Annotated in this window: 19 protein-coding genes and 1 tRNA gene; 7 read left to right on the forward strand and 13 right to left on the reverse strand. The window is 42.9% G+C overall.

All coding sequences use genetic code 11. From position 1 onward, the window contains the following. Positions 1 to 47 precede the first annotated feature (47 nt). Complete coding sequence (locus CWD77_RS13295; RefSeq protein WP_101074076.1) at positions 48 to 527, reverse strand: phosphatidylglycerophosphatase A family protein; 480 nt, start codon at positions 525 to 527, stop codon at positions 48 to 50. Continuing rightward, positions 524 to 1,114: a CDP-diacylglycerol--glycerol-3-phosphate 3-phosphatidyltransferase gene (gene pgsA / locus CWD77_RS13300; RefSeq protein ID WP_276307525.1), complete on the reverse strand. Its 591-nt coding sequence runs from the start codon at positions 1,112 to 1,114 to the stop codon at positions 524 to 526. Before pgsA ends, CWD77_RS13295 begins: the two co-directional genes overlap by 4 nt. A gap of 111 nt (positions 1,115 to 1,225) precedes the next feature. Between pgsA and CWD77_RS13305 the strand changes: the two genes are divergently transcribed. Genes CWD77_RS13305 through CWD77_RS13315 form a run of 3 tightly spaced genes read left to right on the forward strand, consistent with a single transcriptional unit; the run spans position 1,226 to position 5,375 of the window. Beyond that, positions 1,226 to 2,512, forward strand: a complete 1,287-nt coding sequence (locus CWD77_RS13305; RefSeq protein ID WP_101074078.1) for a competence/damage-inducible protein A — start codon at positions 1,226 to 1,228, stop codon at positions 2,510 to 2,512. After that, the gene (locus CWD77_RS13310) at positions 2,509 to 4,473 is read left to right on the forward strand and encodes a putative porin (protein ID WP_101074079.1); all 1,965 of its coding nucleotides are present in this window, start codon (positions 2,509 to 2,511) and stop codon (positions 4,471 to 4,473) included. Before CWD77_RS13305 ends, CWD77_RS13310 begins: the two co-directional genes overlap by 4 nt. Before the next feature lie 11 nt (positions 4,474 to 4,484). Then, positions 4,485 to 5,375 carry a cell division protein FtsX gene (locus CWD77_RS13315; RefSeq protein ID WP_101074080.1) on the forward strand — a complete coding sequence of 297 codons (891 nt, stop codon included), beginning with the start codon at positions 4,485 to 4,487 and terminating at the stop codon, positions 5,373 to 5,375. A 65-nt stretch (positions 5,376 to 5,440) separates the two neighbouring features. Here the strand turns inward: CWD77_RS13315 and CWD77_RS13320 are convergent, their stop codons facing one another. Then, positions 5,441 to 5,953: a Fur family transcriptional regulator gene (locus CWD77_RS13320; protein ID WP_101074081.1), complete on the reverse strand. Its 513-nt coding sequence runs from the start codon at positions 5,951 to 5,953 to the stop codon at positions 5,441 to 5,443. 170 nt (positions 5,954 to 6,123) lie between these two features. On the opposite strand from CWD77_RS13320, the gene CWD77_RS13325 reads away from it, so the two are divergent. Continuing rightward, positions 6,124 to 8,007: an AMP-dependent synthetase/ligase gene (locus tag CWD77_RS13325; RefSeq protein WP_101074082.1), complete on the forward strand. Its 1,884-nt coding sequence runs from the start codon at positions 6,124 to 6,126 to the stop codon at positions 8,005 to 8,007. A gap of 49 nt (positions 8,008 to 8,056) precedes the next feature. Here the strand turns inward: CWD77_RS13325 and CWD77_RS13330 are convergent, their stop codons facing one another. From CWD77_RS13330 to CWD77_RS13345, 4 genes are read right to left on the reverse strand one after another with little or no spacing between them, the layout of a single operon-like run. Continuing rightward, positions 8,057 to 8,428 (reverse strand): hypothetical protein, encoded by a 372-nt coding sequence (locus CWD77_RS13330; protein WP_101074083.1) that lies wholly within the window; start codon positions 8,426 to 8,428, stop codon positions 8,057 to 8,059. A gap of 12 nt (positions 8,429 to 8,440) precedes the next feature. Next, on the reverse strand, positions 8,441 to 8,917 hold the full coding sequence (locus tag CWD77_RS13335; RefSeq protein WP_133120239.1) for a DUF1499 domain-containing protein: 477 nt from the start codon (positions 8,915 to 8,917) through the stop codon (positions 8,441 to 8,443). Further along, positions 8,904 to 9,440: an LOG family protein gene (locus tag CWD77_RS13340; protein ID WP_101074085.1), complete on the reverse strand. Its 537-nt coding sequence runs from the start codon at positions 9,438 to 9,440 to the stop codon at positions 8,904 to 8,906. The genes CWD77_RS13335 and CWD77_RS13340 overlap by 14 nt, the downstream gene beginning before the upstream one ends. 2 nt (positions 9,441 to 9,442) lie before the next feature. Beyond that, positions 9,443 to 10,612, reverse strand: coding sequence for a cysteine desulfurase family protein (locus tag CWD77_RS13345; RefSeq protein ID WP_101074086.1), 1,170 nt, complete (start codon positions 10,610 to 10,612; stop codon positions 9,443 to 9,445). Between the two features lie 204 nt (positions 10,613 to 10,816). Here CWD77_RS13345 and purL point away from each other — a divergent pair, with 204 nt between their 5' ends. Next, the gene (gene purL, locus CWD77_RS13350; RefSeq protein WP_101074087.1) at positions 10,817 to 13,054 is read left to right on the forward strand and encodes a phosphoribosylformylglycinamidine synthase subunit PurL; all 2,238 of its coding nucleotides are present in this window, start codon (positions 10,817 to 10,819) and stop codon (positions 13,052 to 13,054) included. Between the two features lie 62 nt (positions 13,055 to 13,116). On the opposite strand, the gene CWD77_RS13355 is transcribed toward purL, so the two are convergent. Continuing rightward, complete coding sequence (locus CWD77_RS13355; protein WP_101074088.1) at positions 13,117 to 14,019, reverse strand: cytochrome c; 903 nt, start codon at positions 14,017 to 14,019, stop codon at positions 13,117 to 13,119. Between the two features lie 213 nt (positions 14,020 to 14,232). On the opposite strand from CWD77_RS13355, the gene CWD77_RS13360 reads away from it, so the two are divergent. Further along, positions 14,233 to 14,952, forward strand: a complete 720-nt coding sequence (locus CWD77_RS13360; RefSeq protein ID WP_101074089.1) for an SDR family oxidoreductase — start codon at positions 14,233 to 14,235, stop codon at positions 14,950 to 14,952. Between the two features lie 151 nt (positions 14,953 to 15,103). On the opposite strand, the gene lat is transcribed toward CWD77_RS13360, so the two are convergent. The 5 genes from lat to CWD77_RS13385 form a co-directional block, all read right to left on the reverse strand. Continuing rightward, on the reverse strand, positions 15,104 to 16,444 hold the full coding sequence (lat, locus tag CWD77_RS13365) for an L-lysine 6-transaminase (protein WP_101074090.1): 1,341 nt from the start codon (positions 16,442 to 16,444) through the stop codon (positions 15,104 to 15,106). A 57-nt stretch (positions 16,445 to 16,501) separates the two neighbouring features. Further along, entirely contained in the window at positions 16,502 to 17,767 is a 1,266-nt protein-coding gene (rocD, locus tag CWD77_RS13370; RefSeq protein ID WP_101074091.1) for an ornithine--oxo-acid transaminase, read from the reverse strand. Positions 17,768 to 18,121: 354 nt separating this feature from the next. Continuing rightward, the gene (locus tag CWD77_RS15845; protein WP_206018028.1) at positions 18,122 to 18,361 is read right to left on the reverse strand and encodes a GIY-YIG nuclease family protein; all 240 of its coding nucleotides are present in this window, start codon (positions 18,359 to 18,361) and stop codon (positions 18,122 to 18,124) included. Positions 18,362 to 18,470: 109 nt separating this feature from the next. Next, a complete protein-coding gene (locus CWD77_RS13380) occupies positions 18,471 to 18,719 on the reverse strand; it encodes a GIY-YIG nuclease family protein (protein WP_101074092.1) in 249 nt (82 codons plus the stop codon). 60 nt (positions 18,720 to 18,779) lie between these two features. Beyond that, positions 18,780 to 18,852 (reverse strand) — tRNA-Met (locus tag CWD77_RS13385). Between the two features lie 725 nt (positions 18,853 to 19,577). Between CWD77_RS13385 and tnpA the strand changes: the two genes are divergently transcribed. Further along, positions 19,578 to 20,042 carry an IS200/IS605 family transposase gene (tnpA, locus tag CWD77_RS13390; RefSeq protein ID WP_101074093.1) on the forward strand — a complete coding sequence of 155 codons (465 nt, stop codon included), beginning with the start codon at positions 19,578 to 19,580 and terminating at the stop codon, positions 20,040 to 20,042. Positions 20,043 to 20,377: the final 335 nt, after the last annotated feature.

Consider the following 20,377-nt stretch of genomic DNA (forward strand, 5'->3'; position numbering starts at 1 on the left):
ATGAAACTCGTGTTAACTGTCTGTTATTATATTTTTTCAGGGAAATCTTAAATCAGAAGTGATCCCAATAATGATTTTAGCAGCTCTAAACATATAAGTGCATATACACCTGCTGCTAAATCATCGGCTAATATACCAATTTTTCCGGGCAATTTCTCTAATCGAACGATTCCCAACGGTTTGAAAATATCAAAGAGCCGAAAGATGATAAAACCGGCGAACAGTAGAATTAAATTGGCTGTGGTATCATAATGGAAAGCTGTAAAGATAAATACCATGGTTTGGCCGGCCGTCTCATCGATCACAAATTGCCCCGGATCGTCACCATACTTACCTACACAGACATCCGTACTCCACAGTGAAATAAGTGATGCAATTACTGCAAATCCGGCAATACCAAAAACAGGATGAATTAAATATGCAGCATAAATAAACGGCAGAGTGAAGAGGCTGCCCCATGTACCGGGAGCTTTTGGAAGTAGACCGGAACCAAAAAATGTACCAAGCGTAAGTTTGAGTAATCTCATGATACGGGAGAACTCTTAAACAGAGATCGGTTTACAAACAGATACTCAATCCCTGAATAGACGGTAATTAGAACAACAACAACCATTCCCCAGAAAAAGAGATCCAGGCTGTAGATATTCAGCACAAACCTGCCTACGGCTCCATCAAACAGTAGCAGAAAACCAAATAGCAGAGCCACATAGAGGTAGCCCATCTGGATAGCGGTTTTAATCTTAGCGGTTTTTCTGGTTTGAAGGGTAATGTTTTTCCGTTTAGTATAAATTCTCAGACCGGTAATGGAGAGATCCCGAAAAACAATGACTGCAACTGCCCACCAGGGAAACTGGGTAGGATCGAGGAAGGGAAGGCATACAAATCCGGCAAACGTTAAAAATTTATCCGCCAATGGATCCATGAAAATTCCATACTCACTCTCAACATCATAACGCCGGGCATAGTACCCGTCAAGCGCATCAGTAATTGCCGCTACAGCAAAAACGACTAAACTGATACCGCGAAGCAGGAGGTCTTCCTGAATAAAAAGAAGCAAAAAAATGGGCGCCATGCCCATTCTCAAGGTGCTGAGTATGTTTGGTAATTTTTCCACACCAAAAGGTAAAGTTCTCTGTTAACAAATGATATATTAATTCCCTGAAAAGGTGTGCGAACAGAATACAAAATTTCATTGATCACCTGCAAAATCCTATTTTCCAACTCTATGAAAAAAGCGCATATAATTTCTATTGGAAATGAACTTCTGATTGGAGACACGGTCAACACGAATGCATCGTGGTTAGGCGGACTGTTGACAGAGCAGGGTTTTTATGTTGAACAGGTGTCCACAATCCCTGACAGTTACGATCTTATTTTTGGTAATGTAAAAAGCTCATTGGTTGAAGCAAAAGTAACGATTGTGACCGGAGGCCTCGGCCCTACACACGACGATATCACCAAAAAAGTAATGGTTGATCTTTTCGATACGGAACTGATCGAAAACAACGAAGTTCTCGATTTCATAAAGTCGATCTTTAAAAGGCGTGGTTTTGAATTCAGCCGGTCAAATGCAGCGCAGGCATGGGTCCCAAAGAATTGTGATGTACTATTCAACAATAAAGGCACAGCTCCGGGAATGTGGTTTGAGGAGCAGGGAAATATTTTAGTCGTTTTACCGGGAGTTCCAACAGAAATGAAGTTTTTGATGGAAGAAAGAGTGATCCCTAAACTCCATGAAAAGTTTCCCGATCGAGAAGCATGGGCTACACAATACTTTAAAACCTCCGGAGTGCCGGAAAGCACACTCAGCGATCATATTGGTGATCTTAACGAATTTGAAAACAATGGCGTTGGAGTTGCTTATTTACCGGGTGTATCCGGGGTTACAATTCGAATCAGTGCAAATGGATTGGATGTTAAACAGGCAGAGGGTAAACTCGAGACCCTTAAGAACTATCTTTATGATAAAGTAGGAGCCGTAATTTTTGGTGAGGGAAAAAACCTTACACTGGAGGCGGTGACCGGTAAATTGTTAAGCGATAATAAACTGACAATTGCCACTGCAGAAAGTTGTACCGGTGGACTTTTATCCAGTAAAATAACAGATATTCCGGGAAGCAGTGTCTACATGAAAGGCGGAATTGTAGCCTATGCAAACGAGATTAAAGAGGGGTTTTTGAAGGTATCAAAAAAAGATTTAGAGAAATCCGGTGCGGTTAGTAAAATTGTAGCTTTGCAAATGGCCAAAGGTGTGGCCGAAGCTATGAATGCCGATATTGGCGTTTCGGCAACCGGAATTGCAGGACCCGACGGAGGGACTCCGGACAAACCGGTAGGCACGGTATGGATGGGTTTCTGGATTAAAGGGGATCACTTTGCACTAAAAACGGTTCTCAGTAATGACCGGTTACTCAACAAGGAGCGGACGGTTATGATTATACTTGAAACGATTCGAAGAAGACTACTGAAGCTGGAAGAGCTGCCATATCAACTGAAACCTCAGACGGTTTGATCTATTTGTTAGCAATATGGACGGCGTTCAGTTTTTCTGTACAGGATACTATTCCGCCTGTTCAACAGGATACCCTGCCAGAACCGGCCGTAATGGATACCATTCCTGATTCTACGTATGCGGATTCCACCCTGATCGAAGAACCCGAACCGGAAATTCCGGATACTGTATATGTCTGGAAATACAAGATGCAACAAACCATGGATGTTGCAGAAACGGACAGTAGTCTTCGATGGATTAATATGGTGAATCTGTTTGATCGCTTTTACGGGAAGAGCGGAGCAATAACCTACAGAACCGGTACTGCCGGTCGGCCGGACGGGCTGGAACTGCACTCATTTGAAACCAGACACCTGAATATGGAGCTGGAAGGGATGAGTATCAATGATCCGCTGACCGGCGCTGTTCACTGGAATCGAATTCCAATTCGAAAGATCAAGGAGTACAGAGAAGCAGATTATGGGGCTTCATATTACGGTCAAATTCGATTGATTGATCACTATTTAACGCAACCCCGAACCTATCTGAATTTTGACGAGAGTAAATACAATTATCGTAATCTCGATTTTGTGTTTACCCAAAATTTTCGATCCGATACCAACCTGGAGTTGTCATTCTGGGACAGAAGAGATGGTGGCAGTTACAATCGATCTGATGTTGAAGGCAGGCAGGCTGCCGTGCGGGTTTATCATCAACTCTCGAATCGATGGCTCCTGAAAACCATGTATCTTAATAATGCAATCGATCGGGAAGAATCATTTGGCTATATAGTGAATGACCCTCTGCTTTTTACGTTTAACCGGTTTGTTGAAACACCGATTGAAAATAATGCGTCTTCCAATCAAACATCGAGCGATATCTATTTAAAGGCGCAATATCGACCTGATATTAACAGTGCTGTACGAACGGAGTTCGGGCTTCACTATCAAACCAATAAATGGTCGCTAGAATATTCGGCGGACTCGCTTTCAACGGATTTTAAACAGACCGAACTATTTGTACGTCAGAATTTAACTTATGGAGGTACAGATCTTACAGTTCAGGGAAGTGCTAACTGGCTGAGTGAATCGACCAATAGGAATCTTTCAAAAAGCAACTGGCTTGGTGGCCGAGCCAAAGCCGATCTGAATAGCCGTTTATTATCCTGGTTAAACATTCAGGGTTATGCGGTAAGTGAGTACTGGGATGATAGTCGTTTTAGTTCTGAACTGTCGGGAAGAGTCACGTTTTTCCCGGATAGCCGAATTACGCTCTCCGGATTTGGCGGTGTGATGAACAGAGCTCCTGATTTACAGTCTCTCTATTGGATTTCAGATATTTATGATGGAAATTCCCAGCTTCAAAATGAGCAGGAACTCACGATGGGTGGGTCAGCAGAAGTTCGGGTTTTGGATTGGCTCAGTACAGGTGTAAGAGGTGACTTTCGTTTGAATGAAAACAGTATATTTGTTGATGATGAGAACCGTTTTACCAATATTGATCCATATACTCATTTGAGTGGAACCGGATGGATTGGCCTGGACAGCCGGCTGTTCGAAGGTGAGTTATCAGCGGTGTATAAAAAGTTTTTGAATGATTCAGAAAATCCGATCAATCAGCAACTGGAATTATCCGGAGATCGAATTTGGTTGAAAGGAAATCTGTACTGGAAAAGCTATCTTTTTGATAGGGCAACATTTGTAACGGCAGGTGTTTCAGGAGTTTTTTCACCACAGGCATTTAGTACGGCAGAGTATATCACACCGCTGAATCGATGGCAGCACGGAACAAATCCTACAGTAAATCCTTCCTATCACAGAATGGATGTGGATATATCGGCACGAATAAGATGGTTTATGTTGTTGTTAAAGTGGGAAAATGTACTTGACGGTGTGAATCAGCCGGGCTACTTTGAGTCGACCGGTTACCCCATGCCCGAACGTCGTTTTCGATTGGGACTTAGAATATTATTTACAAATTAGGTGAGCAAAACATGAGCTTGGGATATGTATTAAAAGAAGGAGTAGCCGGATTAAGCCGAGCACGCCTGGCGGCATTTACGTCGATATTTTCACTTTTTGTTGCGGTGCTACTTGTAGGAGTTCTATCAAGGGTTGGTTTTAATGCATTTGAAGTGATACAGATTTTAAAACAGCAGGTGGAAGTTGAAGTTTTTCTGCAAAATGTAGACGATCAGACAACGCAGGAGATCAGAGATAGAATTGAACAAGAGACAATCGTAGCAGAACTTTCTTATATCTCAAGAGACAGCGCCTCGAAAATTTTTCAGCAGGATTTTGGTATCGGCAGTGATGCACTGGCAGACCTTCAGTTTTTACCGGCATCCTTTAAGGTAAAAGTGAATGAGAATGCTGAAATTGCTCAAATTGACTCTCTTGTTCAGCAGATGTCTGACTATCGCGGGGTAGATGAAGTACGATTCAATCAGGCACTGCTACAAACGCTGGAGTCCAGAACGGAGACACTGTTTATCATAGGCAGTTCAATCGGGGCTTTTATCCTTTTTGTGGCCATGATTTTGGTTTTCAACACAATCCGCTTAACAATTTATGCCAAACGCGACCTGATTCGAGCCATGAAATTAGTCGGTGCAACAAACAGCTTTATTCGCCGGCCTTTTCTAATTGAAGGGATTTTCCAGGGTGTGATAGCAGGTACACTTGCTGCCTCAATAATCTATATTCTGTTTGAGTGGGTTGTGCCTCAAATTGTGCCACAGCTGGGAGTACTATCCTGGCCATTTGGAAGATGGTATTTCTTACTGGCGGCCGTTCTTTTACTTGCTATCATCATGGGGTGGTGGGGAAGCCGGTGGGCTGCACGCAAATTTATTAGAGAAACCAAGGTTTATACCACAAATTGAAAATCGTACTCTTCGCAATGATAGTGATTGCCAAACCGGGTTTTTCTAAAGAAGTGAGAAGTGGTTTAAGCTTCTTCCTTTTTTAATGATTTGATCTTATCACCGCTCTCTTTTCTCTTTTGGCAAGCTTCTTCGTCTCGGCATGTTCCAAACAGGTGAAGTGAATGTCCGTCCACATTAAAGTCATGAATTTGCTCCATTAACTTTTGAATCTCCAGGATTCTGGGATCACAAAATTCAATGACTACTCCACACTCTTTGCAGATCATATGATCGTGCTGCTGGTAAGCATACGATCGTTCATAGTAATATTGATTCTTTCCGAACTGCTGTCGCTGTACGAGACCGCATTCAATCAAAAGATCCAGTGTATTATAAACCGTTGCCCTCGACACCCGGGTGCCCGCATTTTTCATATTGAAAAAGATATCATCTGCGTCGAAGTGACCTTCTGCGCGGTAGATCTCTTCCAATACCATAAACCGTTCCGGTGTTTGACGCTGGTTTCTCTCTTTCAGATAGGTTCTGAAAATTTCTTTTACTAAGGTAATTGTTTCTTCCTGGGCCGGATGTGCCATAGCGGTACGAAATTAATTCTGCAGTGAATGTATTTGAATAGAGTCGAATTTAATATGTATTATCAGAACCACAAAAACTAAATGAAATTGCCCGGATAATTAATAACCCTATAATATTTGGGTAATATGTTATCTTAACAGCAATCTACCAGTTAACAAAATTCAAAGATATGCCAACGCTCGTTGCTTTTGAAACTCTGACGGAACTCTATCAAAATCTAGTTCAAAAATACGAAAATTCTCTTAAAACTGCTTTTGCTTTTAAACCGGCACCTGATGCCGATTATAAAACGGTTACCTGGAGTACGGTACGCGACGATGTGAATGCATTGGCCAGTTATTTGATCGATTTTGGCATCGAAAAAGATGACCGTGTAGCCATTTTGAGTGAGAACCGGTACGAGTGGGCAATTGTAGACCTGGCAATTCAGATGGTAGGTGCAATCAATGTTTCTCTTTATACAACTCTGCCTCCTAAACAGTGTGAATTTATTCTGAAAGATTCCGAGGCAAAATTGTTCTTTGTGTCAACCGGTATCCAGCTGAAAAAAGCGGTAGAGGTTTTTGATAACTGTCCGGACCTGAAGCATGTGGTGGCATTTGATGAGCCAAAAGTACAGAAGTATATGGAGAATGATTTTGTTTCACTCTTTGATACAGTCTGTGTTGATGGCGTTAAGTCTGAGCCTAAAAATAGTGAGACAATTAAAAAACGGGCATTGGAAGCAGAACCTGAAAATGTAGCCACGCTCATCTATACTTCAGGAACAACGGGGAATCCGAAAGGGGCGATGCTCACTCACAGAAATATTGTTAGTAATGTAAAATCGGCTCACGAGGCGATTAGTATTGGCGAGACTGACCGCTGTTTGTCGTTTTTGCCGCTCTGCCACTCTTTTGAGAGAACAGGCGGATACTACGCGATGATGGCGGGAGGAGCCGAGATCTATTACGCAGAAAGCGTGGATACGGTAGCCAAGAATATGCTGGAGGTTCATCCAACAATTGTAATTAGTGTGCCACGGCTCTTTGAAAAGATCTACAACCTAGTGATGAGTAATGTGAAAGAGGGTTCGGCTATTCAGCAATCCATTTTTGAGTGGGCACTGGATATTGGTAAACGATACTGGCAGGGCGAGCGCGGGTTAATTAGTATGCAAAAGAAAATTGCTGATAAACTGGTTTTTGACAAACTAAAACAGCGTACCGGCGGAAATATTCGATTTTTCGTATCCGGTGGAGCTGCACTTCCGGCCGATATTGGTACATTTTTCATGTCAGCCGGCTTAAATATTCTGGAAGGATACGGATTGACTGAAACCTCACCGGTGATGTGTTGTAACCGATATGGTGAAGAGGAGATGGGTACCGTGGGTAAGGTTATCAATGGCGTAACTGTGGGTATTCAGCGCCTGGAGGATAGCAAGATTATAGCGCAGCTGAGCGGAGAAGATTACCCCTCAGATCTAACATCTGAAGAGGGTGAGATTCTAAATCGAGGCCCGAACACAATGAAAGGCTACTGGAAAAATGAGGAAGCCACAAATGAGATGATTGATAAGGAGGGTTGGCTGCATACCGGTGATGTGGGTAAGTTTGAAAACGGTCGCCTGAAAATCACCGATCGAATTAAGCATATGATTGTAAATGCCGGGGGTAAGAATATCTACCCGGGACCTATTGAAGATATGTTTAAAACAAGTCCATGGATTGATCAGTTGGTAGTTGTAGGGGAGAAACGAAGTTATATGGCTGCCCTGATAGTTCCGGACTTTGAAGCTATTGAAAAGTATGCCAAACAGAACGATATCAAATATTCAGGAATTGAAGAGCTTCTTCAAAATGAAGCTGTTCAAAATCTTTACAACAAAGAGATCCGTTCCTTTTCCAAGGAGCTTGCCTCACATGAGAAGCTGCGTGATTTTAGGTTGATTCCCAACGAATTCACTGTTGAAACGGGAGAGCTGACTCCGACTCTGAAAGTGAAAAGAAGAATTATTGAGAAGAAATACGGTCACCTGATCGAAGATATTTTCGAAGGAGATCAAGCCTGATTTTAAACCGGGCAAATTTTAAAAACTGCCCGGTATTCTTAATCAATTCCTACTTATTCTTTCTTGCATCAATAAATGATTTTATTCCAAAAGCGAGAAAGAAAATGCAGAGTACAGCCATTACCGCCTGGCTGGAAGCTGCGGTAAATCGGACCGGCATTTCCCCACCAAAAAGAGCCACTGTGATCTGACGCAATCCGGTGAATGAACCGCCCAATCCCAAAAGCGCCAGCAGCATTGCCGCATGCATCGAATGCTTTTGCATGTTGTCAGACTTTTTAGCCAGTAACCCAAGCCCTACAAATACGATCCCAAATAGAGATGGGATGAGTGCGGTAAAACTCACCATTTCAGTTGCGATGTATGAAAAAAATCCCAGTATGATTAACAGGATACCAATGTTGATAGATAATTTAGGCACGACGTAAATGGTTTAATTAGAATGGTTAAGAGTTGCTTCAATTTTGTCCAGAATCTGTTTTACTCTGCGTCTGTTTACCCCCAGGTCGGAGTGTCCAACCCTGCTTGCACTTCGGATATGGAGTATGGATCCACTCGGTTTTGTTTCTACAAGAATATGTACGTCATCTTTAAAGCCGAAGAGAGGAATTTTAAAAACAGCTTCAATTCGATGCTCATCAGAGATTAAACTGAGCTGATATGGATCCAGGTTTTTTAGAACATCTGATACAGCAGGAAATAGTGTCTCTGTTTCCTGAGAATAGGTTTTGGAAACCAATGTGCAATTTGGGGAATCGGGGCAAGGCTCAATCTGTTTATGATGATCGGCATCGGATGTAAAATTGGACGGACGAGAACCCTGGAGTGGGAAAATCAAAGCCATGAGAGTCAAGAGTATGAATCCGGATAGTAAATATCTGAACTTCTTATTTCGGTTACGCTTGCTCACAAAACTCGAAACATTGATTTATCGTTTCGGCAACTTGCACTATTTTTCGATTGGCAGGTTTAATAAAACCGGTTTCTACGGCATGATCTATCATTTCAATCAACGGATCATAGTATCCGTCAATATTCATTATGGTGACGGGTTTATTTAAGATTCCAATCTGATTCCATGTAATAATCTCAAAGAGCTCTTCCATCGTGCCAAACCCTCCGGGATAGGCCACAAATGCGTCAGCGAGTTCAGCCATATGAGATTTTCTCTGATGCATATCCTTAACGGTGATCAATCGGGTAATTCCACGGTGAGCCACTTCTTTGCTGAATAGATTTTCAGGGATTACCCCAATCACCTCTCCACCATTTACCATAACTGCATCAGCTATGGCACCCATTATTCCCAGGGAGGATCCGCCATAAATGAGGTTATGATTTTTTTCGGCCAGACTTCTCCCAAATGCTTTGGCTTGATCAATGATAACATTGTTCTTTCCGGGTGATGACCCACAATAGACGCAGATGTTCATTTTCAGGACGCTACCTTTAACATTCGATCGAGAACACCTTCCAGTTTGTCCAGAAAGAATGCAACCTCCTCTGCGTTATTCTGTTTGCCAAAGCTGATACGAATACTGGAGTTGGCCAGGGCTTCATTTTTCGCAACTTCAAGTAGAACATGTGAAGGCTCAGTTGCCCCTGATGTGCATGCCGACCCATTAGAGACACAAATACCCTCAATATCCAGGTTCAAAAGTAACATCTCTCCATCCAGTCCCTGATCCGTGTTGGATTTAAATCCGATGTTTAAGATGTGTGGAACACCTTCATTTTCGGGGCCGTTAATCACAAATTGATTGGGGAACTTATCTTTAAGTCCTTCAAGTAGTGATGACCTTAGTTTCCGGAATTTTCCGGTATTGGAATCCATGTTTTCAATACTCAGCTCCATCGCTTTGGCGAGGCCCACTACTCCGGGTACATTAGAAGTTCCTCCACGCCGGCGTCGCTCCTGAGAGCCACCCTGCAGCCAGGGAATCCAGGGGGTGCCGTTTTTCACATAGAGTATGCCAATTCCCTTTGGACCATAAAGTTTGTGAGCACTGATACTGAGCATATTCAGGCCAATTTCTTTTACGTCGACCGGAATTTTACCGATACTTTGAACCGTATCGGAATGGAAGGGGACGCCTGCTTCCTTACAAACGTCAGCAATCTCTTTAATTGGGTTGATCGATCCGATTTCATTATTGACGTGCATCAGGGAGACGATAGCTGTCTTGTCGGTAATGGCGTCCTTTACTTGTTGCGCCGTGATAACTCCGTCACTATTTGGCTTCAGATAAATGATTTTAGCGCCTTGCCTTTTTAAAGCTTCGGCCGGATGTGTAACGGCGTGGTGCTCGATTGGAGATGTGATAATCTCCGTTTTTCCGGCCGGACCCAGTGCGGAAAAAACACCTTTAATGGCAGCGTTATCACTTTCGGTACCGCCGCTGGTGAAAATAATTTCAGATGGTTCCGCATTTAAGAGTTTGGCAACTTTCTCCCTTGCGTCTTCTACAGCAACTTTGCAGTTCCGGCCAATCTGGTGGGCAGCATCTGCATTCCCAAACTGAGAGTTGAAGTAGGGCAGCATTGTTTCGAGAACTTCTTTGTCAACCGGAGTGGTGGCGGCGTTATCAAAATAGACAGGGTCCATAAGTTTGATTTGTCATTTATGGTTTTATCGAGCAAACATAAAATATTCAAATTGATCATGAAAAGCAGTTGTGAATTCAAATTCAAGTAAACCTTCTCAGATTTTTTGTAATCACATATTAAATGATGGATTTAGAGAGATCAAAAGCTGAACTTTTCTTACCTTTACGACCATATCAAATTTCATAATCACAGAAAAGTTCACATGTCTACAACTGTCCCTAAAGAACCTGAAGTTACGCTCGATCTTGCCATAGAACATGGCCTCAATGAGGAAGAATTTGAAATGATCAAGAATTTCTTAGGCCGAATGCCAACATTTACGGAGCTGGGTGTCTATTCGGTGATGTGGAGTGAGCACTGTTCTTACAAAAACTCAATTCTGGAGATCAAGAAATTACCTCGCGAAGGTGATCAGCTTTTGGTTGATGCCGGAGAAGAAAACGCTGGACTGGTGGATATTGGCGATGGACTGGCGTGTGCGTTTAAAATTGAGAGTCACAATCACCCATCTGCAGTAGAGCCATATCAGGGAGCTGCAACCGGTGTAGGTGGAATTCACCGAGATATTTTTACCATGGGTGCTCGTCCGGTAGCTTCACTCAATTCACTGCGATTTGGATCGATGGATAACCCGCGTGTTCGATATTTACTGGATGGAGTTGTGCGGGGAATATCTGATTACGGTAACTCTTTCGGAATTCCAACCGTAGGCGGTGAAATCTACTTTGATGAAGCTTACGAAGGTAATCCGCTGGTTAATGCCATGAGCGTTGGGATTGTGAAGCACGGAGAAACGGCGTCGGCCATTGCCGAAGGGGTTGGAAACCCGGTACTGATTGTGGGAGCAAGTACCGGAAGGGATGGAATCCATGGGGCAACATTTGCATCCGAAGAGATCAGCGAAGAGAGTGAGGCGAAGAGGCCGAGTGTTCAGGTAGGCGATCCGTTTACTGAAAAATTGTTGCTTGAGGCGAGTCTCGAGGCGTTGAAAACCGGCGCTATTGTTGGACTGCAGGATATGGGTGCTGCCGGAATTACAAGTTCTTCGTCTGAAATGACGGCGCGGGGCGGAAAGGGAATGCGCCTCGATTTGGATAAAGTGCCGATGCGCGAAGAGGGCATGACCGCTTATGAACTACTGCTCAGCGAAAGCCAGGAGCGAATGCTGGTAGTAGCTGAAAAAGGACGCGAACAGGAAATTATTGACGTATTTGAAAAGTGGGACCTAAATGCCGTGGTTATCGGTGAAGTGGTTGAAGGGGATAAACTGACCTACATCAAAGACGGTGAAGTAAAAGCGGAAATTCCTGCCGATTCTCTGGTATTGGGCGGAGGTGCTCCTCAATATGAACGTGAAAGAAAAAAGCCGGCTTACATAGATGAAGTTCAAAATTTCGACTTTTCTTCTCTAAAACATCCGGAAAATGTAAATAAAGCATTTTTGAAAGTACTGGCCTCTCCCAATGTGGCGTCCAAGAGATGGGTTCATGAGCAGTACGATACTACCGTTCGAACCAATACTGTTAACGCTCCCGGTGCTTCGGATTCCGGTGTGATTCGGATCAAGGGAACTAAGAAAGGTTTGGCTGTGAAAACCGACTGTAACGGCCGATATGTTTACCTAAATCCAAGACGAGGCGGACAAATTGCAGTTGCCGAGTCTGCGCGGAATGTGGTTTGCAGTGGCGCAAAGCCTGTGGCAATCTCCAACTGCCTCAACTTTGGGAATCCTTACAAACCGGAAGTGTATTGGACATTTAGCGAGGCACTGGCCGGCATGGGAGATGCGTGTCGTGCGCTTAATACTCCGGTAACAGGAGGAAACGTAAGTTTATACAATGAGAACCCGAACGGAGCCATTTTCCCGACTCCGGTGATCGGAATGTTAGGGTTGATTGAGGATGTCGAAAATCACACCATGACACCTCAGTTTAAAAATGAAGGAGATATAATTTATTATCTCGGTGCGGATAGAAAAGGATTGGGAGGATCAGAATATATCAAAGCGGTGCATGGTCTCACTACCGGCAATGCTCCGGAGCTGGATCTTGATCTGGAAGTGAATTTGCAACAGACGGTTCTGAATCTGATTCATTCAAAAGTAGTGAACGCGGCTCATGATTTATCGGATGGCGGTTTAGTAGTTGCGCTTGCCGAGATGTCTATTCACTCCGGACTTGGGGCTGACGTGTCCCTTGAAAAAATGAGTGGCGGAACTTATGAAGTTCTTTTCAGTGAAGCACAATCAGGAATTGTTGTTACGGTAGACAAAGAAAACGTGGCTAAACTGGAAGCTGAAATGGGCAAAAGTAACGTTCCGTTTCATGCTATTGGTGTTGTGAGTGGGAATACATTCACGATAAACCAGACTGTGAACTTACCGGTATCAAAAATTACTGACGTCTATGAGTCGACTCTTCCAAAGGCTATGGAGCAGTAATCCATTGCTAAGTTGATTCTATTATCGATGATAGTAAGACCGGCTTAAATTGTTCAGGTATTTTACCTATTCCCTGTTTCTCTGGCCGGTAAAGATTGGAAATATGCAAACAGCCCCTGCAGCTCTTCATCAGTCATAGTGCCAAAGACTTGCCAGGGCATATATTCTTTTGGCAATTCCCTGCCCTGAGGCGTAATACCGGTTCTCATTGTTTGGAGGAAGTCGTCGGCTGTCCAGTTTCCCATAGAGCCGGCAGGTGTCAAATTGGTTGCAGCCGGCCAATCCGGAGGCACGCCCGGTATTTTTCCACCCGAAAATCCGGTACCATGACATCCGGTACAGGTAGCGGCAAGGTACTTCCCAAGTTCTGCCGGTGAACGTTCAGCTACGGGTTCGGGAACCGGCAGATTGTGGTCGATCAACTTAGCCGGAAAGAGATGGATTTCACTGTCCAGCAGATACATTAACCGGTAGGGGAGATTTATTTTTGATTCAGGAAGCTCATTATCAACCGGTTCCAGGTTTCGGATATAAGCAATTAAGGAGCTTAAATCTTTTGAATCGATCTGATTGTACTCATGAGACGGCATAAAGATGACGGATTTATTCTGTTGATTTACTCCATGCCGGATGGCTTTGATCAAGTCTTCGTCTGAGTAACTATTCCCAATACCTCCCTCCCCACTTGTAAGGTTTGTAGCAATAAATTGTCCGACAATCGGATCTTTAATGAAAACATCCCCTTTCAGATTTTCACCATGACAATCGATGCAGCCTCGAATTGTTGCAACATGCTCCCCTCGCTCTATGGATTCTACACTATTGTCGATTTCCAAAGGTTCTACTTCGACCCGGTATGTCCTGTTTCTATGGCTTTCCGTTATAAGATAGACTACCGATGATGCAATCAGAATGATCAGTATCAGAACGGCAATCGTGTTTAACCCCCATTTCACAATTTTCATGATCCAATTTCCCTCTAACTTGTTTGACGTAAATGCTTTAACAGTTTTTACACTACTTAATCAGTTGAACATCAGCAATACCATGAAATACTGATTTTTAAAAAAATCTCCGGATCTGATAAAGCAAGGAAGTGGAATATTTAGGATTTCAACGAACGATTTATATTTCAATCGAATTGAGAGAAGTGAAAATTTTAAAACAAAAAGGATTTTATGGAAGACCAAGTTGTACTTATTGTTGGCGGTTCAGGTGGTATTGGAAAAGCATCTGCGGATCTGTTTGCTAAAGCAGGAGCAAAGGTGGTATTGGCCGCCCGTGATAAAGCAAAAGCTGAGGAGAAGGCTAAAGAGATTAATGATAATGGAGGGGAAGCATTCGCAATTGAGGTGAATGTAACCGATTTAGGATCCGTATCGGATATGGCTCGTGAGGTAAATGAGAACCTGGGAGAAATTGACGTGCTGGTGAATGCATTTGGATTGGGTTTGATCCAGCCTCTGCTCGATATTAAACCGGATGACGCCAAAGAGGTATTTGATGTAAATGTCTATGGAACATTTTTGGTTACTCAAACCATCGCAAGATATATGGCAACTGCCAAAAAAGGACGAATCATCATGTTTCCGGGAATTTTAGGAAAAGCGGTGATGAGAAATACCTCCGTCTATTCTGCTTCAAAATTTGCTGTAACTGGGTTTACCAAGGCGTTGGTAGAGGAGAATAAACGGTCAGGAATTAAATTTTCACTACTCTTTTTAGGTGGAGTGGCCACTGATTTTTGGGAGAATCCAAATATTGACATGCGGGTTCAAAAGGATAAGATGCTGACTCCACAACAAGTGGCAAAGGCGGTCTATTACTCCGCTTCACAACCGGATGATTCAGTTCTGAACGAAATCACGATTCAGCCCGAATCCCACCAGATGGTATAAAAAAATCCGTCTGACCGCACCAAGCGTTCAGACGGATGAAATAAGATGTGTTAACCTATCTGACCGACTTTAGCGGTCTGATGGATAATTACTCAAAGTTTCAATCTAATTCGTTGCACGACTCCAAGTCGTGCCACGAATAATATCCTTACTATCCAACAACCGGGCACTTCTCAATAGCTATTTTGTAACTCTTTTTGATGATGTCGATTCCCTCATCAATCTGATCTTTACTAATGGTCAGTGGTGGACGGAATCGCACAGTTTTAGTTCCACAGCCAAGAATCATGAGGTTGTTGTTCATACACTCTTTGACAACTTCATTCCTCGCATGACTGTTTGGAAGGTCCATTGCGCAGAAGAGTCCTTTTCCTCGTGGATTAGAGATATGTTCAAACTGATTTGAAAGGCCTTCAATCTGTTCTTGCAGATGATTTCCAACAGTAGCCGCATTGTTTACCAACTCATCCTCTTCAATCACTTCAAGAATTCTGTCGAACCGAACCATGTCAACGAGGTTACCGCCCCAGGTTGAGTTAATTCGGGATGAGACGTGGAAACAGTTGGTTTCGATGTCATCAATTCTGTCACTTGCCAGGATACCGCACACCTGAGCTTTTTTGCCGAATGCAAGAATATCCGGTTTCACATAATATTGGTGAGCCCAGAATTTCCCGGTCAGGCCAACACCGGTTTGAACTTCATCATAGATCAACAGAGCATCAAATTCATCACAGAGGTCACGCAGGGCCTGGTGAAACTCTACTCTGAAGTGATTATCACCGCCTTCACCCTGGATCGGTTCAAGAAGAATACAGGCGATATCGTCCTTATATGTTTCAAAGTATTGACGAGCTTGTGCCAGCGCCTGTTGCTCTTCCAGCTCAACCTGCTTTGTATTATCTGCATTCAGTGGAAATTTAGCAGCCGGTGTGTGAATTCGGGGCCAATCAAATTTCGGGAAGTATTTTACCTTATTCGGATCGGTATTGGTTAATGACAACGTATAACCGCTGCGGCCATGAAAGGCTTTGTCGAGATGGAGAGCTTTGTGCCCTTTTTCAACCCGATAACCTTTTTTGAAGTTTTTCTGAACCTTCCAGTCGAAGGCAACTTTCAGGGCATTTTCTACGGCGAGGGCGCCCCCGGAAACGAAAAATGCATAGGGCATGTAATCGGGAATTCCCACACGGGAGAATGTTTCTACAAAATGAGCCATCTCTTCGGTATATACATCCGAATTGGATGGTTTGTTGATTGCAACCTGTCCGAGTTTGGCAACAAAATCCGGATCTCCGGCAAGTTTGTCGTGATTCATTCCCAGCGGATTAGATGCAAAAAAGGTAAAGAAATCCAGATAATCTTTACCGGAAGCAGAGTCGTGCAGGTAAGCTCCCTTACTTTTTTTGAGGTCGAGAACCATTTCATATCCATCAGCAAGGATATGTTTTTGCAGAGTTGAGCGTACGTTTTTCGGTTGTATCCCTTTCATGTAATGTGTTGTTTAAAATTTAATTTTTAGCTCCAGTTTGTTGGTAAGTAGAGGCTTTTAAGCTTCAAATTCAAGGAAAGTTTTCCGAATGATTTGAATGCATTTTTGAAGCTGTTCCTCATTCATAACTAAAGGAGGGGCAAAGCGAATAATATTGCCGTGAGTCGGCTTTGCTAGCAGGCCATTATCCTTCAGCTTTACACACAGATTCCAGGCCGTAGAACTGTCGGGAGAGTCGTTTATTTGTACGGCGTTGAGTAACCCTTTACCGCGAACAAGATTGATGAGTTCACATTCATCCTTTAATTCATTCATGGCTTCCCGAAAGATTTCCCCCAGTTTCCGGGCATTCTGTGATAGTTTTTCATCCTGTACTACTTCAAGCGCCGCGATAGCTACGCGGGCAGCAAGCGGATTTCCGCCAAATGTTGAACCGTGCTGACCCGGTTTGATGACATCCATAACATCGTTGTCGGCCAAAACAGCTGAAACGGGATAGACTCCGCCAGAAAGTGCTTTTCCGAGAATCAGGATATCGGGTTTTACATAGTGATCGGGTTGGCGTTCACAACTGCCCTGACACGTACAATTTCCGCAAACGGCAAGCAGAGATCCGGTTCTGGCAATACCGGTTTGAATTTCATCTGCAATAAACAGGGCATTGTGCTTTTTACAGAGTGCAGCAGCTTTTTTCAGATAGTTTTCGTCAGGTACCATTACACCGGCTTCACCCTGAATAGGTTCAACGAGGAAGCCTGCTATATTTTCACCTTTAAGAGCTTCTTCGAGCTCGTCCAGATTGTTGTATTCAACCTTTTCGAAGCCCGGAGTGTAAGGCCCAAAGTTTTTGCTTGCATCCGGATCATTGGAAAATGAAATGACGGTGGTAGTCCGCCCATGGAAGTTATTGTTACAGACAATGATCTTCGCTTCATTTTCAGGGATTCCCTTCACTTCGTACGCCCACTTTCTGCAAATTTTGATGGCGGTTTCCACACCTTCCGCACCGGTATTCATAGGCAGTACTTTATCGAAACCAAAGAAATTTGTGATGAACTGCTCATATTCACCAAGTACATTGTTATAAAATGCACGTGACGTCAATGTGAGTGTTTCAGCCTGTTTTTTCAGTGCTCCGATAATATGGGGGTGGCAGTGCCCCTGATTGACGGCAGAGTACGCCGAAAGAAAATCGAAATACCGGTTTCCCTCAGGGTCCCATACATAAACACCGTCACCTTTTGCCAAAACAACCGGCAGGGGGTGATAGTTATGAGCTCCGTATTTATCCTCGAGTTTGATAGCATCTTTGGTGGAAAGCATAAAATCTGAAAAGTCGTTTTTGTGTTATTCTTTGTGCGTAAGATAGCAAATACCCTGTTGAGGGGCGACAGGTAACGATTTTCTTTACAAATTATGAGAGAACCATGCCTATAAGTTTTAAAGTTGAAAGATAGGTGAGAACCGTGCATGTAAAGTTTACATTTGGTTCGGATCAGTATAACCTAAAGAGTAGGTTTTGAGAGTGAAAGGTAAGGTAAAGGCGAGTTTGTTTCCTCTCAATACGTCTGGATAAAATAAAAGCCCAACTGCGTGAGCAATTGAGCTTTTTTTTAAGAGTGGTGGGTTCGAACCAAAGTCCGCCTCAGGCGGATAAGAGCCCGACGAGCTATCCTTTCATGAAGTTTTCACGAATCCATTTTCGTCCCTGTCCACCCTTAAGCATTTTTCTCTTTTTAAGGCATCTGCCTTGGTTTTGTACAGTTCGGTATGAATAATTTTCCATGGCCGGTATTTAACTGTCCAGCCTTTCGTGGCAAGTTTGTTATGAGCCTTGAATCGTTGCTGAAGGTTAGATGTATAGCCAATATAGATTTTGTCGTATTTTTCCGAGTGTAGGATGTATACAGTAAACATGATGTTGGGGCCTAAAACAAAAAAAGCCCAACTGTGTGAACAATTGAGCTTTTCTAAAAGTGGCTGGTTCGAACCAACGTCCGCCTCAGGCGGATATGAGCCCGATGAACTACCTCTTTAATAAATTTTCACGAATCCATTTTCGTCCCTGTCCACCCTTAAGCATATTTTCTCTTTTTAAAGCATCTTCCTTGGTTTTGTACAGTTCGGTATGAATAATTTTCCATGGCCGGTATTTAACTGTCCAGCCTTTCGTGGCAAGTTTGTTATGAGCCTTGAATCGTTGCCGAAGATTAGATGTATAGCCAATATAGATTTTGTCATATTTTTCCGATTGTAGGATGTATACAGTAAACATGATGTTGGAGCCTAAAACAAGAAAAGCCCAACTGCGCGAGCAATTGAGCTTTTTTTAAAGTGGCGGGGGTAGGATTCGAACCTACGACCTTCGGGTTATGAGCCCGACGAGCTACCAGCTGCTCCACCCCGCGATGTCAATATGTGTTGTTGAGTTTTGAACGATGTCATTACTATCTCTCAACTAGACTCCTAAGATAAGGATTTCTATCTCACCATGTCAACATGAGATTGGAATTTAATTGTATTTTTTTCTCATGGAAACCTACATCTAAAACACTGAATTTATTTTGATCATAGGGTGATGTTTTTACTCAAAAAGGAGATTTAGTAATCTTATACAATATCGAGAGGAGGTACTGCACCTCCGGCGCAGGCAGGATTTAAGATCGTGTTTTTTGTACAAACCTACTGCTCCTCCGGAGCAAGGGTAGGGCTGAGGTTCTTTTTTTAAAATTTGTTGCTCCTTTAAAGTAAGGTTACAGCTTCTGATCTAACTCAGATATATCCTCTTCGGAATATTTCAGAAAGCAACTTATAGTGTTTTCATGCTTTAAAAGTGTTCAATTTGTTTATTTGATGCTGTTCATAGCTTTTTTTACTTCGTGCTCCGGGTAGGTATATGAGTTGGAGCCTAGATTGATACCAAACTATGGCTTCATGTCAGCTTATCCCTTACAGATTAGAATTTCTAACTAGAAAACTAGATGCAGTCTTTTTTTGTGCCCCGGATGGGGCATTATATTTGTAAGAAGCTGCCCCGTCACTACAGTAACTGCCCCGGCGGTGCAGTACAAAAAGTCTGTAAGGAAATCGTCTTTTTAGCCTCTTACTATAAAAAGAATAAAAGGAGGATCTTATGGCTGATACGTACACTCAACTTTATATCCACTTTGTGTTTGCCGTTCAAAACCGGAGAAGTATCATTCACCCTGACTGGGAGACTAAACTTTTTAGGTACATGACGGGAATTATTCAGAATAAATCACATAAAATGATTGCCATTAATGGCATGCCCGATCATATTCATATGTTTATTGGGTTTCAGCCGGTAGATCATATGTCAGAACTCATCAAAGTAGTCAAGGGAGAGACATCAAAATGGATTAATGACAATGGATTGGTTCGTGTGAAATTCAGATGGCAGGAGGGTTATGGTGCGTTTTCTTATAGCAGAAGTCATATCGATAGGGTTTATCGCTATATTCAGAATCAAAAAGAACATCACAGAAAGAAGTCGTTTCAGGAAGAGTATATTGAGTTACTGAAGGCGTATGGTGTGGAGTATGATGAGAAGTTTATCTTTAAACCTGTTGCTTACTAAAGCGGTGTACTGCATCTCCGGTGCAGGGAGAAGTTCGGAGTGCGGTTTATTACAAAGCTACTGCTCCTCCGGAGCATTTTCTATAATTATAATAAAGTGAATACTAAAGGTTGCTGCCCGGGTAGGGTGGGGTATTTTAGTTGAAGCACAAAACTATTTCAGAAGACAGGTGTTTCTCAAACTGAACGTATCATCAGAGCATTTTCATTATGCATGAGAATGCCAAGCAATTGAGAAACAGGTAGAGTATTTGATATGAAACTCAGAATAATATCAAGTAGATTATGTAAAAACATACAGCTCTTTTGGAATATATTTTTATCATAAAAGTGAGA

The organism is Rhodohalobacter barkolensis, from assembly GCF_002834295.1.
Lineage (GTDB): Bacteria > Bacteroidota > Rhodothermia > Balneolales > Balneolaceae > Rhodohalobacter > Rhodohalobacter barkolensis.

Coding starts and splice junctions, on each gene's coding strand:
- CWD77_RS13295 (WP_101074076.1), bottom strand. CDS start 527: ATGAGATTACTCAAACTTACGCTTGGTACATTTTTTGGTTCCGGTCTA.
- CWD77_RS13305 (WP_101074078.1), top strand. CDS start 1,226: ATGAAAAAAGCGCATATAATTTCTATTGGAAATGAACTTCTGATTGGA.
- CWD77_RS13315 (WP_101074080.1), top strand. CDS start 4,485: ATGAGCTTGGGATATGTATTAAAAGAAGGAGTAGCCGGATTAAGCCGA.
- CWD77_RS13320 (WP_101074081.1), bottom strand. CDS start 5,953: ATGGCACATCCGGCCCAGGAAGAAACAATTACCTTAGTAAAAGAAATT.
- CWD77_RS13325 (WP_101074082.1), top strand. CDS start 6,124: ATGCCAACGCTCGTTGCTTTTGAAACTCTGACGGAACTCTATCAAAAT.
- CWD77_RS13340 (WP_101074085.1), bottom strand. CDS start 9,440: ATGAACATCTGCGTCTATTGTGGGTCATCACCCGGAAAGAACAATGTT.
- CWD77_RS13345 (WP_101074086.1), bottom strand. CDS start 10,612: ATGGACCCTGTCTATTTTGATAACGCCGCCACCACTCCGGTTGACAAA.
- purL (WP_101074087.1), top strand. CDS start 10,817: ATGTCTACAACTGTCCCTAAAGAACCTGAAGTTACGCTCGATCTTGCC.
- CWD77_RS13355 (WP_101074088.1), bottom strand. CDS start 14,019: ATGAAAATTGTGAAATGGGGGTTAAACACGATTGCCGTTCTGATACTG.
- CWD77_RS13360 (WP_101074089.1), top strand. CDS start 14,233: ATGGAAGACCAAGTTGTACTTATTGTTGGCGGTTCAGGTGGTATTGGA.
- lat (WP_101074090.1), bottom strand. CDS start 16,444: ATGAAAGGGATACAACCGAAAAACGTACGCTCAACTCTGCAAAAACAT.
- rocD (WP_101074091.1), bottom strand. CDS start 17,767: ATGCTTTCCACCAAAGATGCTATCAAACTCGAGGATAAATACGGAGCT.
- CWD77_RS15845 (WP_206018028.1), bottom strand. CDS start 18,361: ATGTTTACTGTATACATCCTACACTCGGAAAAATACGACAAAATCTAT.
- CWD77_RS13380 (WP_101074092.1), bottom strand. CDS start 18,719: ATGTTTACTGTATACATCCTACAATCGGAAAAATATGACAAAATCTAT.
- tnpA (WP_101074093.1), top strand. CDS start 19,578: ATGGCTGATACGTACACTCAACTTTATATCCACTTTGTGTTTGCCGTT.